Source organism: Salinibacterium sp. 10G20-15, assembly GCF_057365065.1.
Map to the genome: position 1 here is coordinate 1,297,702 of NZ_CP195118.1, position 22,428 is coordinate 1,320,129.

6 protein-coding genes are annotated in these 22,428 nt (G+C 63.6%); 4 read left to right on the forward strand and 2 right to left on the reverse strand.

What is annotated here, in order from left to right:
• The first annotated feature begins 58 nt into the window (after nucleotides 1–58).
• The 4 genes from ACR3YK_RS06235 (at nucleotide 59) to ACR3YK_RS06250 (ending at nucleotide 20,649) form a co-directional block, all read left to right on the forward strand.
• Nucleotides 59–18,217 (forward strand): DUF7507 domain-containing protein, encoded by an 18,159-nt coding sequence (locus ACR3YK_RS06235; RefSeq protein WP_486176338.1) that lies wholly within the window; start codon nucleotides 59–61, stop codon nucleotides 18,215–18,217.
• Nucleotides 18,214–18,666 carry a hypothetical protein gene (locus tag ACR3YK_RS06240; protein WP_486176339.1) on the forward strand — a complete coding sequence of 151 codons (453 nt, stop codon included), beginning with the start codon at nucleotides 18,214–18,216 and terminating at the stop codon, nucleotides 18,664–18,666. The genes ACR3YK_RS06235 and ACR3YK_RS06240 overlap by 4 nt, the downstream gene beginning before the upstream one ends.
• 93 nt (nucleotides 18,667–18,759) lie before the next feature.
• Nucleotides 18,760–19,395, forward strand: coding sequence for a TrmH family RNA methyltransferase (locus tag ACR3YK_RS06245; protein ID WP_486176340.1), 636 nt, complete (start codon nucleotides 18,760–18,762; stop codon nucleotides 19,393–19,395).
• 6 nt (nucleotides 19,396–19,401) lie between these two features.
• A complete protein-coding gene (locus tag ACR3YK_RS06250; protein WP_486176341.1) occupies nucleotides 19,402–20,649 on the forward strand; it encodes an NAD(P)/FAD-dependent oxidoreductase in 1,248 nt (415 codons plus the stop codon).
• Here the strand turns inward: ACR3YK_RS06250 and ACR3YK_RS06255 are convergent.
• Complete coding sequence (locus ACR3YK_RS06255; protein WP_486176342.1) at nucleotides 20,646–21,053, reverse strand: protealysin inhibitor emfourin; 408 nt, start codon at nucleotides 21,051–21,053, stop codon at nucleotides 20,646–20,648. The genes ACR3YK_RS06250 and ACR3YK_RS06255 overlap by 4 nt on opposite strands.
• Nucleotides 21,054–21,163: 110 nt before the next feature.
• Nucleotides 21,164–22,270, reverse strand: a complete 1,107-nt coding sequence (locus ACR3YK_RS06260; RefSeq protein WP_486176343.1) for a M4 family metallopeptidase — start codon at nucleotides 22,268–22,270, stop codon at nucleotides 21,164–21,166.
• Nucleotides 22,271–22,428 lie beyond the last annotated feature (158 nt).

A 22,428-nucleotide genomic window follows, 5' to 3' on the forward strand; every position in this document is an offset into this window, starting at 1 on the left:
CAGCAGCATCAACGTGGAGCGCAGGCACCGTCGCGTTCGTAGTGCGTTAATGCGGGGTGTGGCTTCCCTGGTCGCCTTCGGTCTTCTCGTTGCTGGTTTGACGGTGATGCCCGCAACTCCCGCCGAAGCCGCCGTCGTTCAGTGGGGTACTAACGCGGGTACGTCTCCGAACTACCAGACCACCGTCAACGGTGACTTCCTGATGGCGGGTAACGGCGTTCTCGCCTGCAATCGGCCGCTGTATAGCGCTGCGCTCATCGGCACCTGTACTGATCTGCATTCTGCGTCGGGCGGAAACGGCAATACCGCCAACGACAACTTCTTCCTCGAGAACTCGAATACTGTTGCCGGCTTCACGACAAACTCAAGCTCGGCAAACATCACCATTCCCGCGGGCGCTTCAGTCAAGAAAGCCTTCCTCAGCTGGAGTGCCAACACCGGGGCATACACCGGGATCAGTGACTACGCCTGTGCCACTCCGAACTCGAGCCGCGGAATTGCGACGATGCCCGCCGGTTCTCCCACGGGCTACCGCACTGCGCCAGCCAAATTTAAGGTAGGGCTCGCCCCTGTCACCACGGTGGCGCCGGCGACGATGCTCGAAGACCCCGTCGGTACGCCCTCCTCGATTTACTACAGCGCGAGTGCCGACGTGACGACGGCATTCGCTGGAGCTGTCACGGGAACTCCCCTCACGGTTTCCGCCGGTGACCTCTGGGCCCCTCAGGGCGCTGGTTGCTACGCCGGTTGGACCTTGACCGTGGTCTATGACTACGGAATCTATATCCCGAGCCAACCGCTCTCGCAGCCACACCGCATCATCTTCTACGAAGGTCACGTACGCATGACCGCGGCCGAGGCGCCTCTGACGGTTGCCTTCAACGGCTTCAGCGCTATCGAAACCGGAACGCGCGCCGGCTTCTCACTCTACGAGGGTGACCGCATCATTCAGGGCGACATCGCCGAGTACTCGCGCGGGGGCGGCGGCTACACCCAGATCGCCAATAGTGCCGGGAACAACAACAACATTGGTATCGGTCGAGGGGAGGGCTCTGTTCGGTATACGGCACCGCTCGACCCGGGGCCCTTTACTAACCAGAGCGTGGATGTCGCTACCGTCAACCTCACAAACGTGCAGGCCGGCGACACCTCAGTAAACCTGCGCATGAGCACGAGCGGCGACTCGTACCTACTGCAAAACGCCGTTCTCTCGGTGCCCAGCGCCGGAATCAACATTTCAAAGTCGTACGACGGAACCCTCGACCAGCAGTCGCGGACGGCAACGGAGGCGGCGACCTTTACGATTACCGTCACGAACTCCGGCGTCGGAATCCTGCAGAACATCGTCGTAGCCGACGACCAAACGGACTGTGCGCGAACTTTGACCGGAGTGACCCTCGCTCCGCTTCAGTCGTACACGTATACCTGTGTCGCAAACGGACCGACTACGGCTAGCTATGACTCAACTGCCTCAGCCACGGCGAGTACCGTGGTGGGAAATAGTCCGGCGTCGGGTAGCGACTCCACGCGGGTGCTGCTTTCTTCACTCTCGCTGGCCAAAACGAGTGCCCTCGCCGGGGGAGCCACCGGCCGCGCAGGCGACACCCTCAACTACACCTTCACCATCAAAAACAACGGTGACTCGCCTCTCACGGGCGTTGCTGTCACCGATCCCCTGCCCGGTCTCTCAGCGATCACCTACACGTGGCCCACGGGTACAGCAGGGGCGCTTGCGCCCGGAGCGTCCGCCACCGGGACGGCGACCTACACGCTTACGCAAGCCGATGTCGATGCGGGGTCTATCGCAAACACCGCGACCGCAACGGGAACGGATGCCGACGGCGGTGTGAAGCCGACAGCCACCGCCAACCGCACCACACCGATCCCCGTGAACGCGGTTCTCGAAACCAAGAAAACTGCCGCCTACGCGGGCGCCGGCGTCGGAAATGTTGGCGACACGGTTAACTACTCGTTCTCGGTCAAAAACACCGGTAACGTCACCCTCACCTCGGTGACGCTCACCGACCCGCTTACGGGGCTCTCGGCCATTGCCGTTACATGGCCTGGGACGGCAGGGCGACTAGCCCCGGGCCAAACCGCCACAGGAACCGCCACCTACACGGTCAAGCAGGCAGACGTGAACGCCGGCAAAATCGTGAATCAGGCGACTGTTACCGCTCGCACGCCCAAGAACGTTGCCGTCACCGGGGTCAGCAATGAGGTGACGCTGGCGACCGCACCGGCCGCTCCGGCACTCACTACGACAAAGTCGGGAACCGTCGCCAACCCCAAGGGCGTGGGCAGTGTTGTCACCTACAATTTCAGCGCCAAGAACACCGGAAACGTCACGCTCACCGGCGTAACGATCACCGACCCGCTCGCGGGGCTTTCCGCCCTGACCTACTCGTGGCCGGGAACCGCCGGAACCCTGGCTCCCGGCCAGACGGTGACCGCCACCGCGACCTATACCGTGAAACAGTCCGACGTGGATGCCGGACTGGTGCGCAACACAGCGACCAGCTCGGGAACATCACCCAGCGGCACTGCCGTTACTGCGGCATCCCCTCGCGTGGACGTTCCGCTGCAAACTCGCACCCCCGCAATTTCGCTGACCAAGGCCGGGGCGCTTGCGGGCGGCTCGACCGCAGGCAGCACCGTGAACTACTCGTTCGTTTTGACCAACTCGGGCAATGTCACCCTGACGAACGCGGGCATCACCGACCCGCTTTCGGGTCTCTCGGCGATTACGTACGGCACATGGCCCGGCGCCGTCGGCACCCTTGCTCCCGGCCAGTCCGTCACCGCCACTGCCACGTACACAGTGAAGCAATCGGATGTCGACGCGGGTGCTGTTGTGAACAGCGCGACCGCAAAGGGCACGCCTCCGACCGGAGCGGATGTGACGCGTACGACGCCCGCGACCGTTCCGATCACCGCCGATGCACAAATGGTGGTTACTAAGTCGGGCGCGTACACGTCGGGATCCGGCGCTGTCGGCTCGGTCGTCACGTACACCTTCAGCGTCAAAAACGACGGAAACGTCACCCTCAGTCAGGTTTCGCTCACCGATCCGCTCTCAGGGCTGAGCCCGATCTCGGTGACATGGCCCGGCGCCTCAGGAGTTTTGGCTCCCGGCCAAACCGCTACCGGTACCGCGACCTACACGGTGAAGCAGTCCGATGTAGATGCCGGCTCGGTCAGGAACACCGCAACCGCCACGGCAAAGACGCCGGCCGGCGCGACCGTGACCCAGCCTTCTGCGCAGTCGGTCGTGCCCACGGTGACGCCCACGCGACTCATCACGACCTCAAAGTCGGCGATAATTGCCGGTGGCGCCAGCGGCAAGGTTGGCGACGTTATCAACTACTCGTTCAGCGCGAAGAATGATGGAAACGTCACCCTCTCCGGTGTGACGATCGCGGACCCCCACGCGGGCCTCTCGGCACTGACCTACACGTGGCCCGGCGCCACGGGGGTTCTTGCTCCCGGCCAGACCGTTACCGCGGTCGCCACGTACACGATCAAGCAGTCCGATGTGGATGCCGGTTCCGTCAAGAACATTGCGACCGGTAGCGGTACTCACGCCGGCACCACTGTCAGCAACCCCTCGCCTGAGATCACGGTTCCCACTGTTGCGGCCAACCCTGTCATCACTACCCTCAAATCGGGTGCGCTCGCCGCCGGTTCCACCGGCCGCGCTGGCGATACCGTGAACTTTTCGATCAAGCTCACCAACTCGGGAAACGTCACCCTGACCTCGGTGTCGGCAACCGACTCCCTGCCCGATCTCTCGGCACTCACCTACGGCACGTGGCCCTCGGGAACCGCCGGAACGCTCGCGCCCGGCCAGTCGGTTACTGCCACCGCCACCTACACGCTCAAGCAGAGTGACGTGGATGCTGGCTCGGTATCGAACACGGCCACCGGTTCAGGCACCCCGCCCACCGGCGCCGCAGTCACCAGCGTCAGCCCCGCCACCGTTCCAATCACGGCTGGTCCCGCGCTCACTGTCTCCAAGTCGGGGGCCGTCACGACCGGCAACGGTTCTGTCGGAGACACCGTCACGTTCTCCTTCGTGGTGCGCAACACCGGTAACGTCACCGCGACCAGCGTGGGCATCACCGACACGCTTCCGGACCTCTCCGCAGTCACCTTCGGCACGTGGCCGAGTGGCACGGCAGGCACGCTGGCCCCCAACACTCAGGTCACCGCTACCGCGACGTACACGATCAAGCAGGCCGACGTTAACGCGGGCTCGGTCAAGAACACTGCTACGGCATCCGGCAGTACGCCCTCGGGGGGAACCGTGACGGCGACTTCTCCGCAGGCGGTAGTTCCGACCGTCGCTTCGGCGCCCGCAATCGATACGCAAAAGAGCGCGAGCGTTGCAGGAACCGGTGCCGTGGGCGATGTCATCACGTACACCTTTGTCGCGAAGAACACGGGAAATGTGACGCTCACCGGGGTCTCGATCGCTGACCCACTCACCGGCCTTTCGGCGCTCACCTACGGTGCCTGGCCGGGCGGCGTAGCGGGTACTCTTGCACCAAACACGCAAGTCACAGCCACCGCGACGTACACCATCGTTCAGTCCGATGTGGACGCCGGCTCAGTAAAGAACACCGCGACCTCAACGGGCAGTTTTGGCGGAAAGACTGTCTCAGACCCCTCGCCGCAGGTGACGACGCCCACCGTCGCTGCCGTGCGTACCATTTCGCTCGCGAAGGACGCCGAACTCGCCGCGGGTGCCACCGGAGTCGCGGGCGATACGGTGAACTACACCTTCGTTGTGCGTAACACCGGTAACGTCACTCTCACCGGGGTCGGCATCACGGATCCGCTGCCCGGCCTCTCCGCTGTCACGTTCGGTACATGGCCCAGCGGCACTGCGGGTCGCTTGCTCCCCAACACGCAGGTCACGGCCACGGCAACGTACGTGCTGAAACAATCGGATGTCGACGCTGGTTCGGTATCGAACACGGCAACAACGCGCGGTACGCCTCCTACCGGTGCCGCCGTCTCTGCGACTGACCCGGCCACGGTTGCTGTTGCTGCCAACGGTGCTCTCGCTGTGGCGAAGACGGGCGCCGTCACCTCGGGCGCCGGTGGCGTCGGAAGCACGATGACCTTCTCGTTCACGATTACGAACCCCGGAAACGTCACGATGACGGGGGTCGCCATCGCGGACTCACTCGTCGGCCTCTCGGCGCCCGTCTACTCGTGGCCTTCCGCTACCGCGGGTCGCATCGCTCCCGGTGAGACCGCGACAGCAACGGCCACCTACACGGTGAAACAGGCTGACGTTGACGCTGGTTCGGTATCGAACACGGCGACCGTGTCGGGCAAGACTCCGACAAACGCGACGGTCACGTCTGCGCCGTCAACAGCTAATGTGCCAACTATCGCTGGTGCTCCTGAGCTCACAACTACCAAGTCGGCGAATCTCACGTCGGGTGCCAAAGTAGGCGACTCCATCACGTACTCCATCGCGATTTCGAACAGCGGAAACCAGACGATTACCGGCGTGACACTCACGGACTCCCTTGTGGGACTGGCCACACCGGTCATCACGTGGCCCGGCGTCGCCGGCACGCTCGCACCGGGCCAGACGGCTACCGCTCTTGCTAGCTACACCGTGCGGCAGTCGGATGTCGACGCCGGTTCGATTACGAATATCGCGTCGGCTGACGGTACCGCTCCCGGCGCGACTCCCGTCGACGACGATTCGAACCCCGTGGTCACTACGACTGTCGCGGCGGCGCCAACGCTCTCGCTCGCGAAGTCGGGAACGCTGCCGGCTGGTTCTACCTCGACCGCCGGCGAAGTGGTGACCTACAGCTTCGTCATCCGCAATACCGGTAACGTCACGATTACCGATGCTGAGGTTTCCGATCCGCTCGTGGGTCTTTCGACAATTACGTATGGCACGTGGCCGTCTGGTACCGCTGGACGGCTTGCGCCCAATACTCAAGTCACGGCGACCGCTACCTACACGGTGAAGCAGTCGGATGTCGACGCTGGTTCAATCGCGAACACCGCGACGGCCACGGGAACGGGTGTCATTGGCGGCGCCGCTGCCCCACAGACCAGTAGCGCGACGATTCCGCTCGCCTCCACGGCAAAGCTCACCGTCTCTAAGACCGGTGCCGTCGCTGCGGGTGCCAACAAGGTTGGCGACACCGTCACCTTCTCCTTCGTTGTGAAGAACACCGGTAACGTCACGCTCTCGAGCGTCGGCATCACTGACAGCCTCCCGGATCTCTCGGCCGTCACGTTCGGCACCTGGCCGGGCGGCACGACCGGTGTTCTCGCTCCCAACGCGCAGGTGACGGCGACAGCGACCTACACAATCAAGCAGTCCGACGTGAACGCTGGCTCCGTGAAGAACACGGCTACGGCATCCGGAACCCCACCATCGGGCCCGGTCGTTACCGCAGTGTCGACAGAAGCGGTTGTTCCGACCGTTGCGGCATCTCCCGCGCTTGTCACTACCAAGAGTGCAGTGGTGGGCGGTACCGGTACCGGTGCGCTCGGCGACACCATCACGTACACCTTCACAGCCAAGAACACCGGTAACGTCACGCTCACGGGCGTCACGCTGACCGACCCGCTGCCCGGACTCTCCACCCCCACGTACACGTGGTCGGGCGGCGTGAGCGGTCAGCTCAACCCCAACGGCACCGTCACTGGAACCGCCACCTACACAATTACGCAGGCGGATGTCGACGCCGGTTCGGTCAAGAACATTGCGACCGCAACGGGTACACCTCCCACCGGCGCCGCTGTGACTGCACCGTCGCCGCAGCTCGTCACGCCTACCGTCACGGCCGCTCCGAAGCTTGGAGTGACCAAGTCGGGCGCGCTTGCGCCTGGCGCGCAGGGCGTTGCTGGTGACGTTGTCACGTGGAGCCTCTCACTGACAAACTCAGGCAATGTGACGCTTACCTCGGTGTCGGTCACTGACTCTCTGCCCGGCATCTCCTCCGTGACCTACGGCACGTGGCCCTCGACGGCGGGAACCTTGGCTCCGGGCCAGAGCGTCTCGGCGACGGCAACGTACGTGCTCACGCAGGCGGACATCGACGCTGGCGCGGTCTCGAATACCGCCAACGGTTCGGGTACTCCGCCGCGTGGTTCACCCGCAACGGCCACTGCCCCGGCAACCCTTCCGCTCGCATCGAACTCCAGCATCACGCTCGACAAGACCGCGGCCATCGTTTCTCCCGGCACCGGCGTGGTGGGTGACACCATCCGCTACACCTTCACCGCTGAGAACACCGGTAACGTCACGCTGACCAACGTGATCATTGCGGACCCGCATCCTGGTCTCTCCGCCCTCACGTATGGCACGTGGCCAAGTGGCACCGCCGGTCGCCTCGCTCCGGGCCAGACGATTACGGCAACCGCTGACTATGTGATCCGTCAGGCCGATCAGAACGCCGGGGTTGTGAACAACACGGCATCCGTTTCGGGCAAGCCGCCCACGGGCCCGAACACGACAGCATCGTCTGCAGCAGTCGCGACACCGACCGCGCCGCGCGTTCCGGGCATCCTCACCACTAAGACTTCGAGTGTTGCGGGAACCGGTGCTGTTGGCGATGTCATCACGTACACGATCACGGTTCGCAACACGGGAAACACGACCCTCACTTCGGTCTCGGCGAGTGACCCGCTTCCCGGTTTGAGCGCGCTCACTTACGGCGCGTGGCCCGGGGGTGTCACCGGCACCCTGCAGCCCAACACCCAGGTGGTCGCCACCGCCAAGTACACGATCAAGCAGTCCGACGTTAACTCCGGATCTGTCACGAATACGGCAACAGGTCAGGGCACGTCTCCCTCCGCTGGCGTCATCACCGATCCTTCGGATGAAGTGGTTACGCCGACGGTGGCCGCCAACCCCGCGGCGACCTTCTCGAAGACCGGTGCGCTCGCTCCCGGTTCGCTCGGGCTAGCGGGCGACACCATCACGTACACCTTCACGACAAAGAACACCGGTAACGTCACATTGACGGGAGTCGCCTTCAGCGACCCACTGCCCGATCTTGGCGCACTTACCTACACGTGGCCAGGCGCTACAGGTGTTCTCGCTCCGGGGCAAACGGCCACGGCAACCGCTGACTATACGGTCAAGCAGTCCGACGTGGATGCTGGTTCCGTCAGCAACACTGCAACGCTCACCGCCACCCCGCCGTCGGGTACGCCGTTCACCGAAACCGATTCGGAGACGGTCTCGATCACGCCTGACCCGCGCATCGAAGTGCAGAAGACGTCTGAAGTAATCGGCGATGGAGCCCTCGGAGACACCGTTATCTTCACGATGACGATGCGCAACACGGGAAACCAGACCCTTACTGTCGTTACCCTGATCGACAGCCTCCCGGGACTGAGCACGCCTACCTTCACGTGGCCAGGAGCTGACAACGAGCTTGCGCCCGGTGAGACGGCTGTGGCAACGGCGTCGTACGTGATCAACCAAGACGACATCAATCTCGGCTCGGTAACAAACACAGCCACCGTGAGCGCTCAGCCGCCGGGAGGCGCGCCTGAAGTGAACGCCTCCTCGGGCCCCGTCACCGTGGCGACGGGTCTCCAGCGGCCGGAACTGACGACGACAAAAACCGCGAGCTCGGTTCCTAGCCCTGCCGCTGAGGGTACCCAAATCACGTACTCGTTCTCGGTGGAGAACACGGGTAACGTCACGGTCGAAAACATCGTCTTGAACGACCCACTCCTTGGTGCGGCGACGCCCACTCTGTCGTCAACGACTCTGTTGCCGGGCGAGATCGCGACAGCAACAGCGAACTACACGATCAGTCAGGCTGACGTTGATGCGGGTTCGGTCACGAACACCGTGAAATCCGAAGGAACGTTGCTCGGCGCGGTTCCGATCGAAAGCCCAGTTTCGTCGGTGACTACTCCGACCGAGCCCGCAGCGCCCGGAATTGCGGTCACGAAAACAGGCACCGCCGCGCAGGACGCCGGTGACCTGATTGACTGGAGTTTCACGGTAACCAACACCGGCAATGTCACGCTCAGCGGTGTCACCCTCAACGATGCGCTTGCTGGTGTAAACCCCGTCTTCGGTACCTTCCCCAGTGGTGTCTCCGGTCAGCTCGACCCCGGTGACGTTGTAGCGGCCACTGCTTCCGGCTACGAGGTGACGCAGGCGGATGTCGACTCGGGTTCCGTTGTGAACACCGTGACCGCATCCGGTACTCCGTCTCGTGGCGCCGTCGCAAACGCAACCACCGCGGCGACCGTGCCCTTGGCTCCCGATGCGGGAATCACCATCGTCAAGGCTGAAGACGCCTCGCCCGCAGCCCGCGGGCTCGGTGACTCCGTTAGCTTCACCTTCACCGTCACTAACACCGGCAACGTCACGCTGAGCTCGATCAGCATCATCGATGACCTCGACGGTGTTTCGGCGATCAGCTACGACGACTGGGACGGCAACCCCGCCGGTTCCCTCGGCCCGAACGACGTGTTGACGGCAACTGCCACTTACGTCCTGACGCAGGAAGACATCGACCGCGGTTTCGTCGACAACGACTCGAGCGTGCTCGCTTCGACGCCGGCCGGCGACACCCTCGATGAAGATTCCAACACCGTCACCGTCACTACCGACGCTGCGGCGCCCGCCCTTGTCACGACAAAGGATGCTGTGCTCAACGGCGCCGGCGTGGTTGGCGACACGATCAGCTACACGATCACACTGCTGAATGACGGAAATGTCACGCTGACGGATGCGGCGATCACCGACTCGCTCGCGGGTCTCAGTACTCTCGTCTACGGCGAATGGGTCTCCGGTGTTGATGGCGAACTTGCTCCCGGTGAATCCGTCACGGCCACCGCGAACTACACGATCACGCAGGCGGATGTCGATGCTGGCTCGGTCAGCAACATCGCGACCGGTGACGCCGAGTCCGCTCGCGACGGCGCTGCCGTCACGGATGACTCGCCTGCCGCGGTCACGCCTCTCGTCACTCAGGCCGCTGCTATTTCGGCGACCAAGACCGGTGCGTTGGAATCCGGCTCTGAGGGTGAAGCGGGAGACCTCATCGAGTTCGCCTTCACGATCACGAACGATGGAAACGTCACACTCACGGGCGTCACGTTGGCTGACCAGCTCACCGATCTGTCGGCCATCACCTACACCTGGCCCACCGCGACCGACGGCGTCTTGGCGCCGGGCGAGACCGCAACGGCGGTAGCGACCTACGAGCTCAAGCAGAGCGACGTGGACTCTGGTTCTGTGGTGAACCTCGCCACACCATCCGGTGTTGACCCCAACGCCGTTGACGTGGACGGCACCGAAGTCGCCGCAACAGTCGTTGTTGAACCCGACGCAAGCCTCAGTGCGATCAAGACGGGCGAGCTGCGTGCCGGGGGAATCGGCGAAGTCGGTGACATCATCGACTACTCCGTGACCGCCACCAACACCGGAAACGTCACGCTGCACGACGGCCAGTTGGTCGATCCGCTTCCGGGCATCAGCGATCCCAACATCGTCTGGCCAGATCCGGCTCAGCCCGGCGTTCTCGGCGTGGGCGAGTCCGTCACCGGAACCGCGGAGTACACGCTTACTCAGGCCGACATCGACCGTGGGTACATCGAGAACACTGCCGACGTGCAGGCGTTGACGCCGAACGACGCTGTCGTTCCTGCGGTCTCTAATACTGTCGTCATTCCGACGGTGCGCCCCGCCCCGATCTTGAGCGTCGACAAGACTGCTGTTGTTGCCGACGCGGGTGAGGTTGGCGATGAGATCGCCTACTCGTTCACGATCACGAACGATGGAAACGTCACGATCGACGGCATCACCCTTGCTGACCCACTGCCCGGTCTCACGGGCCTCACGGTCAACTGGGATGTCGCGAACACCACCCAGACGCTCGCCCCCGGCGACAGCGTCACCGCCACGGCAACGTACGAAATCACTCAGGATGACGTGAACGCGGGAGAGGTCGTGAACACGGCGACCGCCAGTGGAACCGGTGCGCAGAGCACCCCGGTGAGCGGCTCCTCGCCCGAGGTCGTTACCGAGATTGTTGAGGCTGACCCCTCGCTCAGCGCGACCAAGAGCGCGGCACTCGCGGCCGGCGCTACGGGTGTCGCGGGTGACACCGTGGAGTACACCTTCACCGTGACCAACGACGGAAACGTATCACTGACATCCGTCGATCTGATCGACCAGTTGCCGGGCCTGACTGACGTAGCGTTCGGAACGTGGCCAACGGCGACTGACGGTCTGCTCAACCCGGGCGATGCCGTCACGGCCACTGCAACCTACACGCTCCTCCAGAGCGACATCGATGCTGGTTCGCTCGCGAACAGCGTCAATGCATCGGGCACGCCTCCCACAGGATCCGCGGTAGGGCAGCCAGCATCGGCGACGCTCCCGCTTACGGCGTCACCCAACTTCACCATCACGAAGACCGGTGACTTGGGAACCCAACTGGGCGAAGTGGGTGATGTTGTCGACTACGGCTTCAGCATTACCAACTCCGGAAACGTGACCCTCACCGGTGTTGTGCTCATCGACTCGATGCCGGGCGTGAGCAGCCCGGTAATCACGTGGCCGGGAGCTGACCGGGTGTTGGCTCCCGGTGAGACGGCAACGGCCACCGCCACCTACACGATCACTCAAGCAGACGTTGACGCCGGCGAAGTGACGAACACGGCCGAAGCGATCGGCTCCCTACCCGACGGCACCGAGTACCTCGAATTCTCGGACCCGGCCGTCAACCCCACGGTCGAGCGCACGGATTCAGTAACGATCGACAAGGTTGGAAGCACCCCTGATGGCGCGGGGTTGGGCGACCTCGTGCACTACGACTTCACGCTGCAGAACACCGGAAACACAACGCTCACGGGTGTTGCGATTGATGACCCGCTCGTCGGCCTCTCAACCATTGTTTATTCGTGGCCCGGTGCTGCGGGTGAGCTTGCTCCGAATGAGACCGCGACTGCAACCGCGACCTACGCAATCACGCAATCCGATATTGACCTCGGCTACGTGCGCAACTCGGCGGATGTTGATGCCACATCGCCGCTGGGCGCAGTCGATGATTCCGTTGGCCCCATCGATGTACCAACGGTCACTGCTGCTGCAGCGATTGAGACCACCAAGAATGGTGCGCTCGAGGCCGGCGCTGCCGGATTCGCGGGGGACACTGTCGAGTACTCCTTCACCGTACGCAACAGCGGAAACGTCACGCTCACTGATGTTGAGCTCTCTGATCCGCTTACGGGACTCAGCGCACTGACCTACACGTGGCCGACTGCGACCGACGGAACGCTTGCTCCGGGACAAAGTGCGACTGCAGTTGCGACCTACGAGCTCACGCAGGACGACGTCGACGCGGGCAAGGTCGACAACGAAGTCACGGCCGAGGGCACCACTCCCACGGCGGACACGGTGAACGACACCGCGACAGAGACCGTCACGATTGCTCCCGCTCCGGTACTCACTCCGCTCAAGGAGGGCGTCGTTCTCAACGGAGGCGTTGGTGCTGTCGGAGACACGGTCGAGTACACGCTCACCGTGACCAATGACGGAAACGTCACCCTGTACGATGGCCAGCTGCTTGACCCGCTGCCGGGGCTTTCGGTTCCGGTTATTACGTGGCCAGACCCCGCCAAGCCTGGCGAGATTCCGGTCGGCCAGTCGGTCGTCGGCGTCGCAACCTACGAGCTGACGCAGGAAGACGTTGACCGCGGCTTCATCTCGAACATTGCAGATATGTCTGCCGAGACTCCGAAGGGTGTTCTCGTGGTCGAGACCTCCAACGAGGTCATCGTGCCGACCGTTCTGCCTGCCCCGAACATCACCGTGAGCAAGTCGGGCGCGCCTCAAGGCACGGCTGACGTTGGCGACACCATCGACTACTCTTTCGAGATTCTCAACTCGGGTAACGTCACGCTGGACTCGGTCACGCTGACAGACCCGCTTCCGAACCTCTCCGCGATCACGATCACGTGGCCCACGCCGGCGAGCCCCGGCCTGCTCGCTCCCGGTGAGATCGCTACGGCGACGGCCAACTACGAAATCACGCAGGATGACGTGGATGCTGGCGCCGTTCTGAATATCGCGACCGCTGATGGCGTTGACCCCAACGGCACCACTGTCACGGATGACTCTGAAGCGAACACGGTTCCGACCGAAACGATTCGTGCCGAGGTGGAACTCACCAAGAGCGGCGTGCTCGCCGACCCGGCTCGCGCCGACGAAGGGGACACCGTTAACTGGTCCTTTGAGCTCAGCAACACGGGCAACGTCACGCTCACGGGTGTAGAGATCGTCGATTCCCTCGCGGGTATTTCGGCTCTGACCTACACGTGGCCCGGCACCGACGGCACTCTCGAGGTGGGCGAATCGGTCACCGCAACGGCAACATCCACATTGACGCAGGCGCAGATCGATGCGGGCACCGTTGAGAACGATGCTGTTGGTTCGGGAACGCCTCCGCGCGGTGACGCCGTCAGCGACCCTGCGAAGGCGTCGGTTGCGCTCGCTCCGCAAGCCGCGATGGCCGTCACGAAGGTCGGGAATGTGGCTGTCGACGGCGGTCTCGGCGACACCATTAATTACGACTTCGGAATCACCAACACGGGTAACGTCACCTTGACTCTCGTGGATCTGGTTGACGCGCTCGTCGGTGTCAGCAGCCCTGTCTTCTCTTGGCCGGGAACGCCCGGAGAGCTGCAACCAGGTGAGACGGTTACGGCTACGGCCAACTACACGATCACTCAGGATGACGTCGACCGCGGCAGCGTGTCGAATATCGCGACCGCCAGCGGAAAGCCGCCGATTGGCGACACCATCTCGGTGAGCACGACGGTTACCGAAACAACGGTTGCTCCCGCCGCTGCGTCACTGCTTTTGACGAAGTCATCGAGCACGGGGGCGAGCGCTGGTGTCAACGACATCATCACCTACACGTTCGAGGTGGAGAACACCGGAAATGTCACGGTAGATGACATCGTGATCTCCGACCCCCTGCCCGGCCTCAGCACTCCTGTGGTGACCTGGCCAGGCGCCAACGGCGTGCTCGCTCCGGGAGAGACCGCCACGGCGACCGCGACGTACGCGATCACTCAGGCCGACGTCGATGCGGGTACGGTCGACAATACGGCCGTCGCTAACGGCACTTCACCGACCGACGTCGCCGTTGCGAGCAACACGGCGCTTGAGTCGACGCCGACGGATGCGGCTGCGCCCGCCATCCTCGTCACCAAGAGCGGTGCCCTCGCTCCCGGTTCGACCGGCTTCGAGGGTGACCTCGTCGAGTACGAGTTCTCACTCACGAACAACGGTAACCAGACGCTGACCGCGGTATCGCTGGCTGATCCACTTCCGGGCCTGTCCGCTCTCGTGTACTCGTGGCCCACTGCGACGGAGGGAACGCTGGCGCCCGGGGCCACCGTGACGGCTACGGCGACTTACGCGCTCACTCAGGATGACATCGACTCCGGTTCCGTCGCGAACATCGTCACCGGTAGCGCGACGCCGCCATCAGGCACCGCGTTCACCGAGACTGCGCCCGCCGCTGTCTCGATCGCCGCGAACGGCGAACTCGACGCCACCAAGTGGGGCGAGTTGCGCGCCGGTGGAATCGGGCAGGTTGGCGACTGGGTCGACTACCGTCTCGAAGCAACCAACACGGGTAATGTCACGCTCGTCGATGGTGAACTGCGCGATCCACTTCCTGGACTGAGCGTTCCCGTTATTACGTGGCCGAACCCTGCGCAGCCTGGCGTTCTGTTGCCCGGAGAAACCGTCATCGGTGAAGCGTCGGTCCAGCTCACGCAGGCCGACGTGGACCGCGGCTACATCTCGAACATTGCGGATGTTGGTGCGACCGATCCGAACAATGATGACGTTCCGGCGACGACCAACGAGGTCATCGTGTACACGGTTCAGCCGCAACCGAGCATGACGGTAGTGAAGTCGGGCGAGCTCGCTCTGACGGGCGAGAACGGCGTCGGCGACACCGTGGACTTCGAGTTCGAGGTTCGGAACACCGGTAACGTCACGATCGGTTCGATCGCTGTTACCGACCCGCTGCCCGGAATGACCACGCCCGATGTGCAGTGGCCGACCGCGGTAGAGACTCTCGCTCCCAACGAGACGGTCATCGCAACGGCCAGCTACGTCATCCGCCAGTCGGATGTTGACCGTGGCTTCGTCGAGAACACCGCGAGTGCCACGGCGGTTCCGGTGCGCGGCGATCCCATCTCCGCCACCTCGAACACGGTCGAGGTGCCCACCGAGGCTCCGAGCGTTGTCGTTTCGGTGACCAATGTTGGCGCTCTAACGAATCCCGGTCCGGCCGTCGAAGGCGACACGGTCACCTGGAACTACAGCTTTACGAGCACCAGTAACGTGACGCTCTCCGGCGTTGAGCTCAGCGACTTCCTCGGCGCACTGCCGGCTGGAGACTACACCTGGCCGGGTGCCGTCGGCGTTCTCGAGCCCGGCGACACCGTCACGGCCGTGCGAGTTCAGACGTTGACCCAGGCTGACATCGACTCCGGTGCTGTGTCGAGTGTCGTCACCGGTGAGGGAACCCCTCCCGTGGGTGCGGCCGCGACCGCTACCGCTCCCGCAACGGTCGCTCTCGCGGCTGACGGCGTGCTGCAAGTAACGAAGAGCAGTGAGCTGGCTGTTGCTGGCGAGAACGGTCCTGGCGACACTATCGATTACACGATCGTCGTCACCAACATCGGAAACGTCACGCTGCGCTCGGTGACCATCACCGACAGCATTGACAACGTTTCGATCAACTCGATCGCGTGGCCCGCCAACAGTGGCGTGCTCGCTCCGGGTGAGTCGGCGACGGCGAGCGCGACCTACGTTCTCGAACAGGATGACGTTGACCGCGGCTATGTCGACAACACCGCATCCGCTCGGGGGCTCACGCCCGGCGGCGACGCTGTCACGGCGACGTCGAACGTTGATCGCGAACCCACGGCAGCGTCGGACCCCAGCATCACCGCTGAGAAGTCCGGCGTGATGACCTCGGGTGCGGGCGAAGTTGGCTCGGAGATCACCTACAGCTTCATCGTGACAAACACAGGAAATGTCACGCTCAATCTTGTTGAAGTGATCGATCCGTTGATCGATGTAGTTCCCTCCGATCTCACCTTCCCGTCGGCCACCGGTATTCTCGGCCCGAATGAGCAGGCCGTCGGTTCTGTTGTGTACACCGTGACGCAGGCCGATGTCGACAGCGGCACCGTGGAGAACACGGCGACGGCGATCGGAACGGCGCCAGACGGTACCGAAGTGACCGGTGTCTCGAACACTGTGCTCAGCCCGACCGAGGATGCTGCGCCATCCATCGTCACTTCGCACACTGCGGCCCTCGCTGCCGGAGCAACGGGTGTGCTCGGCGACGGCATGGACTACACGTTCACGATCACGAACGACGGAAACGTCACGCTCGATGGTGTGACGCTCTCGAACACAATCCCGGGTCTCACCGGCTTCGTCTACACGTGGCCAGACCCGGCCGCTCCGGGCGTTCTCGCACCCGGCGAAAGCGTCACCGTCACGGCGACCCGTCTTGTTGATCAGGCGGATGTCGATGCTGGTGAAGTGCGCAACATCGCGACCGGTGCGGGTAACTCTCCTGCCGCAACCGCCGTTGATGCTGATTCTGCCGTCACCGTGGTTCCGCTCATCGAGGCGCTGTCGAGCATTGACATCGCTAAGGCGGGCGAACCGCGCGACGCGGTGAACCCCGTGGTCGTGGGTTCCTGGATCGATTACACCTTTACCGTGGAGAACACGGGAGAAACCACACTGAGTGACGTCACTGTCACTGACCCCAAAGTCGGAACGACAGCGGTTGCGTACGGTTCTTGGCCTGCAGCAGTGGGCGTGTTGGCTCCGGGAGAGTCGATTACGGCAACCGCGAGTTACCAAGTCACACAGGCTGAGTTCGATGCCGGTTCGGCGTCGAACACCGCAAACGTAGCTTCGACGAATCTGGCGGGCGATGACATTGTCGACACGTCGAACACTGTTGTGGTGCCGACCGCGGCAGGTTCGCCTGACATTGAGATCACGAAGACTCAGGTGCTCGCCGTTGGCGCGACCGGCAACGCGGGAGACACCGTGGAGTACAGCTTCGAGGTCACCAACACCGGTGATGTCACGCTGAACGGTGTCACGATCGCCGACGACCAGATCGATCTCAGCGCGCTGACGATCACCTGGCCGGGCACTCCGGGCGTTCTCGCGCCGGGCCAGTCGGCTACGGCAACCGCAGCGTACGTGCTCACTCAGGATGACGTGGATGCTGGTTCGATCAGCTCCGACGCCTCCACGGCGGGCACGCCGGCAGTGGGCGCTGTGGTGACGGACACGGCCACCGGCTCAACGCCGATCGTCGAAAACCCGTCGATGACCATCACGAAGACGAGTTCGTTCGCGACCTTCGGCCAGCAGGGTGCAACCGTGAACTACGTCATCGAGGTCGTCAACACCGGTAACGTCACGCTCACCGGAGTCGTAATCACCGATCCCAAGCCGGGCGTCTCCGCGCTCACCTACAACTGGCCGGGTACTCCTAGCGAGTTGGCTCCGGGTGAGTCCGTGACGGCAACGGCAACCTACGTGATCACTCAGGATGACGTGGATGACGAACAGACCACGAACGTGGCCACGGTCGACGCGAACGCGCCATCAGGCCCCATCGCGCCGGAAGAGGCCACTGACGTTCTCCCGATTCCGAACGAGCCAAACATTGCACTGACGCTCTCGGGCGTGCTCGGCGCGGGCCAGCAGGGTTTCCCCGGCGATGTCGTGATCTTCACCTACGTGGCCACCAACACGGGAACGCTGCCGCTGACGAATGTCTCGATTGCCGATCCGCGTTCCGGCCTCTCGCCGATGAACTACGGTGCCTGGTCTGGCGCAGTCGGCGTGCTCGCTCCTGGTGAGTCGGTCACAGCGACGGCGACCTATGTCATCCGGGAAAGCGACGCGGGAACGACGCTGTACGAAACGGCGACGGTCACCAGCACCGAAATCAACTCGGGAGACCCCGTGGTGGCAACGGCACAGACAACTTTGCAGCTACCTACCAAGGCTCTCTCTTACACTGGGTCGGATCCCCGAGGAACACTCGCAACCGGGTTGGGCGCGCTACTCGCCGGCCTCGCCCTGATCCTGCTCGCACGCAGAAGACAACGACAGGAAGAATCATGAAGCTCCGCACACGACTGACCGCTACCGCTGCACCATTCGCGATCCTCGCGCTGACGCTTGCGGGGTGCACGAATGACGGCACCGACGGACAGCCCGACCCTGATGAGACCTCGAGCTCGGCCGAGCAGACTCCGGGCGTGACCGATATCACGGATGCTCCCGGTACTGGTGAGAACCTGCAGGGTGCTCTTGCTGACTCCACCGTCAACGAGTGCGAGCGCACGGGCGACGAGTGGACCGTCTCGGGTGTCGTGACGAACTCGACCGATGCCAGCGCTACCTACCGCATCTATGTCTCCCTGCTTAACGGCGCCAACGACACTCGCGCTCTCACTCAGGTGGATGTCGACGCGACCGAGCCGGGAGACACCACCGACTGGGAGACCGTTATTGATGTCGCGGAAGACGACCTCACGTGCGTTCTCCGGGTTGAACGCTACGAAGGCTAGTCGCGCGGGGTCGCCCCGAAGGGCAGTGCTCCAGCCTGTGGTGCCGCTCCGAGGCGGTACTCAGGCGGGGTCGCCGACGACTATCGTGGAATCGTGACTGAACCGAACCCCAGCGTCGAGCTGTCGACCAACGGGGTGGGGCCGTGGCAGGGCGAATGGCCCACCGAACCCCACTACGATCCCGTGCTGCTCGAACGCGGCGATACCCGCAACGTTATTGACCGGTATCGCTACTGGAACATGGAAGCGATCGTTGCCGATCTCGACGTGACGCGGCATCCATTCCACGTGGCCATCGAGAACTGGCAGCACGACATGAACATCGGTTCTATCGTGCGCAGCGCCAACGCCTTCGGTGCCGACACCGTGCACATCATTGGGCGGCGGCGCTGGAACAAACGCGGCGCCATGGTCACTGACCGTTACCAGCACGTGCTGCATCATCCGGATGTCGCGGCCTTCGTCGAGTGGACTGCGGCCAACGACCTGCCTATCATCGCGATCGACAACGTGCCCGGCAGCGTCATCATCGAAACTTTTGACATGCCCCAGCGCTGCGTGCTGCTGTTTGGCCAAGAGGGCCCCGGGCTCTCGCCCGAAGCAATCGATGCCGCCACGGATGTCGTGGAGATCAGCCAGTTCGGTTCAACCCGATCCATCAATGCGTCCGCCGCGGCTGCCGTAGCGATGCATAACTGGATTACCCAGCACGTCAGCTTCACGAAGTAGGGAACCATGACACAGCCTGCGAAAGTCACCATTATTGGCGCCGGAATCGTAGGGCTGTGCACAGCCTGGTTTTTGCAGGAGCGTGGCGTAGAAGTCACGGTTCTCGACCGCACGGGTGTTGCTGCCGGTGCGTCGCTCGGTAACGCCGGCTGGGTTGCTCCCGCACTGACGCTTCCGCTGCCCGAGCCCTCGATCTTCAAAGTCGGCATCAAGGCCGTTATTGACCCCACCTCGCCGGTGTACGTTCCGGTCGCCGCCAACTCGACGCTGCTGCGCTTCCTCGCCGGCTTCGCGCGTCACTCGACGCCCACAATGTGGCGGCGCAACATGGTCACCTTCGCCGAGATCAACAAGTGGAGCCTCGAATCCTTCGACCGCATGGAAGACGGGGGAGTCTCCGCCGCCCTGCAGCGCGCTGAACCCTTCCTCGCCGCCTTCACGAGCGACGCCGACCGCCAGATCATCACCCACGAATTCGATGAGGTTGCTGCCGGTGGCGGACACGTGAGCTTTGAGAAGATCACCGGCGACGAGCTGCGAGAGTTCGAGCCGAGTGTCTCGAAGATCGTGACACATGGGCTGCGCGTGGATGGCCAGCGCTTCATCAACCCGCCCTCGTTCATGCACGTGCTGGCGGCATCCGTGCGCGCTCGCGGCGCCACGATCGTGGAGGGTGCGAAAGCGACCGGCATCCGTGACCTCGGTGCTGCCGGCGTTGCCGTTGATGTCGAAGGCCAGAATGCCGTGCTCAGCAACGACGTTGTTATTGCTACCGGAACCTGGCTCGGCGACCTCGCCCGCCAGTTCGGTGTGCGCCAAGTCGTGCAGTCCGGCCGTGGGTACAGCTTCAGTGTGAAGCCGCCCGTGATTCCGACGCACCCGATCTACCTGCCCGCTCAGCGCGTAGCCTGCACGCCCCTGGGCGACCGGCTGCGGGTGGGAGGCATGATGGAATTTCGGTCGGCCGATGCGCCCGCCGATTCTCGCCGCATCCAAACCATCGTCAACGCGGCCAGCCCCATGTTCGACGGCGTCGACTGGGATGCCCGCGAAGAAGAGTGGGTCGGCTCGCGCCCCTGCACTCCCGACGGCTTGCCACTCGTCGGCGGCACGCGCTCGCCGCGCGTTCACGTTGCTGGCGGTCACGGCATGTGGGGAGTCACCCTTGGTCCGCTCACGGGGCGGATCCTTGCCGACTCGATCACCGGTGGCGAGAAGCACCCACTGCTCGAGGCGTTCGACCCGCTGCGCTAGCGTTCGCCGTCGGGCTCGTCCTCACCGCCGAGCGGGTCGGTCTCGTGCTGCGCGTCAGAACTGTCTTCGGTCTCTGTCGCGGGTGAAGCTTCAGCGTCGCATTCCGGTGCGGGCTGCGACTCGGGCTGCGGGCGTCGCGGGCTCGAATCTGCTTCCCGCACGCGATCAACCAGTTCTCGCCACGGTCCCACGAGCTGCTGCTCGGGAACGACGGCTTCGTGCGGTTCGCAGTGGATTTCGTAGGTGTAGCGGTCGGGCATCGCGTTCTCGACCGGATGCTCGTTCCATGGGATCTCGGAGATCAGCACATACCACTGGTCGGGATCCGGCTGTTCGTCGACAACGACAGCCCACTCCACGCGTCGACCGAGGAGGCCGCCGCTTCGCCACACCTGTACTTTCACACGTGCATGCTATCCCGTTGCTGTGAGGGCGAACAGGCCAGCGGGCCACCGGATCCGAAAGGCGGGGGAGCTAACAGCGCTGAACCCGCGGGCGCTTAGTGCGCAGTGGTTTAGTTCGTGGTCGGCACTACTCCGACGAGTGCCCAGCCGGCCTCGACCGCGCGCTGTTCTTCTGACCCGTCGCCAAAGCGCGCCACCGCCGCCGCGATGGTGGCCGCAGCGAATTCCGAGAAATCACTGCGGGGTGTGAGCGAGCCATTCGTGAGGGTGTCGAACCAGATTTGACCGGCACGCTCCCACGCGAAGCCGCCGAGCGTATCGGCAGCGCTCCAGAAGGCGCGGTTGGGGATGCCCGAGTTGAGGTGTACTCCACCGTTGTCTTCTTGAGTCACGATGAAGTCATCCCAGTGCGCCGGCTGCGGGTCTTTGCCGAGCACGTCGTCGTCGTAGGCGGTACCCGGCGCGCGCAGGGATCGCAGCGCATTGCCCTCGACCTCGTCGGTGAAGATTCCCTCGCCCACGAGCCACGATGCTTCGCCTGCTGCCTGCCCCCAGGCATACTGCTCGACGAGAGCCCCGAAAACGTCGGAGACGTGCTCATTGAGCGCACCACTCTGCCCGCGGTACACAAGCCCGGCGGTGAACTCGGTAACTCCGTGCGCAAGCTCGTGCCCAATTACGCTGAGCGAGCGAGTGAAGCCGGTGAAGATCTCACCGTCACCATCGCCGAAGACCATGCGGCTGCCATCCCAAAAGGCGTTGTCGTACTCCCGGCCAAAGTGCACGGTTGCCTCGAGCGGCGAGGAGCGGTCATCGATCGAGTCGCGCTCGAACACCTCCCAGAACAGGGCGAAGGTGTGGCCGAGGCCGTCATAGGCCTCGGAGACTGACGCGTCGCCCGTCTCGGGCTCACCCTCTGACCGCACCAGAACGCCGGGAAGGGTCTCGCCCGTCTGAGCATCCGAAATGGCCCGGCTGATGGTGCCGCGCGCGACGGCCGTCTTATCCGGGCGCAGCGATCGCGGCGGGAGCGTGTGCTCGTGGCGGCCATGATCGAGGTGATCGTGGCCGATATCGGTCAACGAACGACGCGCGGCATGTGCGGCTCGCTCGAAGCGAGGGTCGTCAAGCGTCGCGATTCGCGAGAGCAAAAACGGGGGCACAATCGCGCACAGGGCGCGGGGCGATTCGGTGGGGGAAACGGGGGAGTTCGGCATCCGGAACATGCTTCATGCTGACACGGACCACTGACCGTGGCGACGATGGCTCACGATTCTCACGGAGTCCCCAGCAACACTCACCACGCAAGAAATCGCTACGGCAAGCAAAAGTCTGCTCTCGGGTAGACTGAGGTGTAATCCCCCCACTTCTTCGA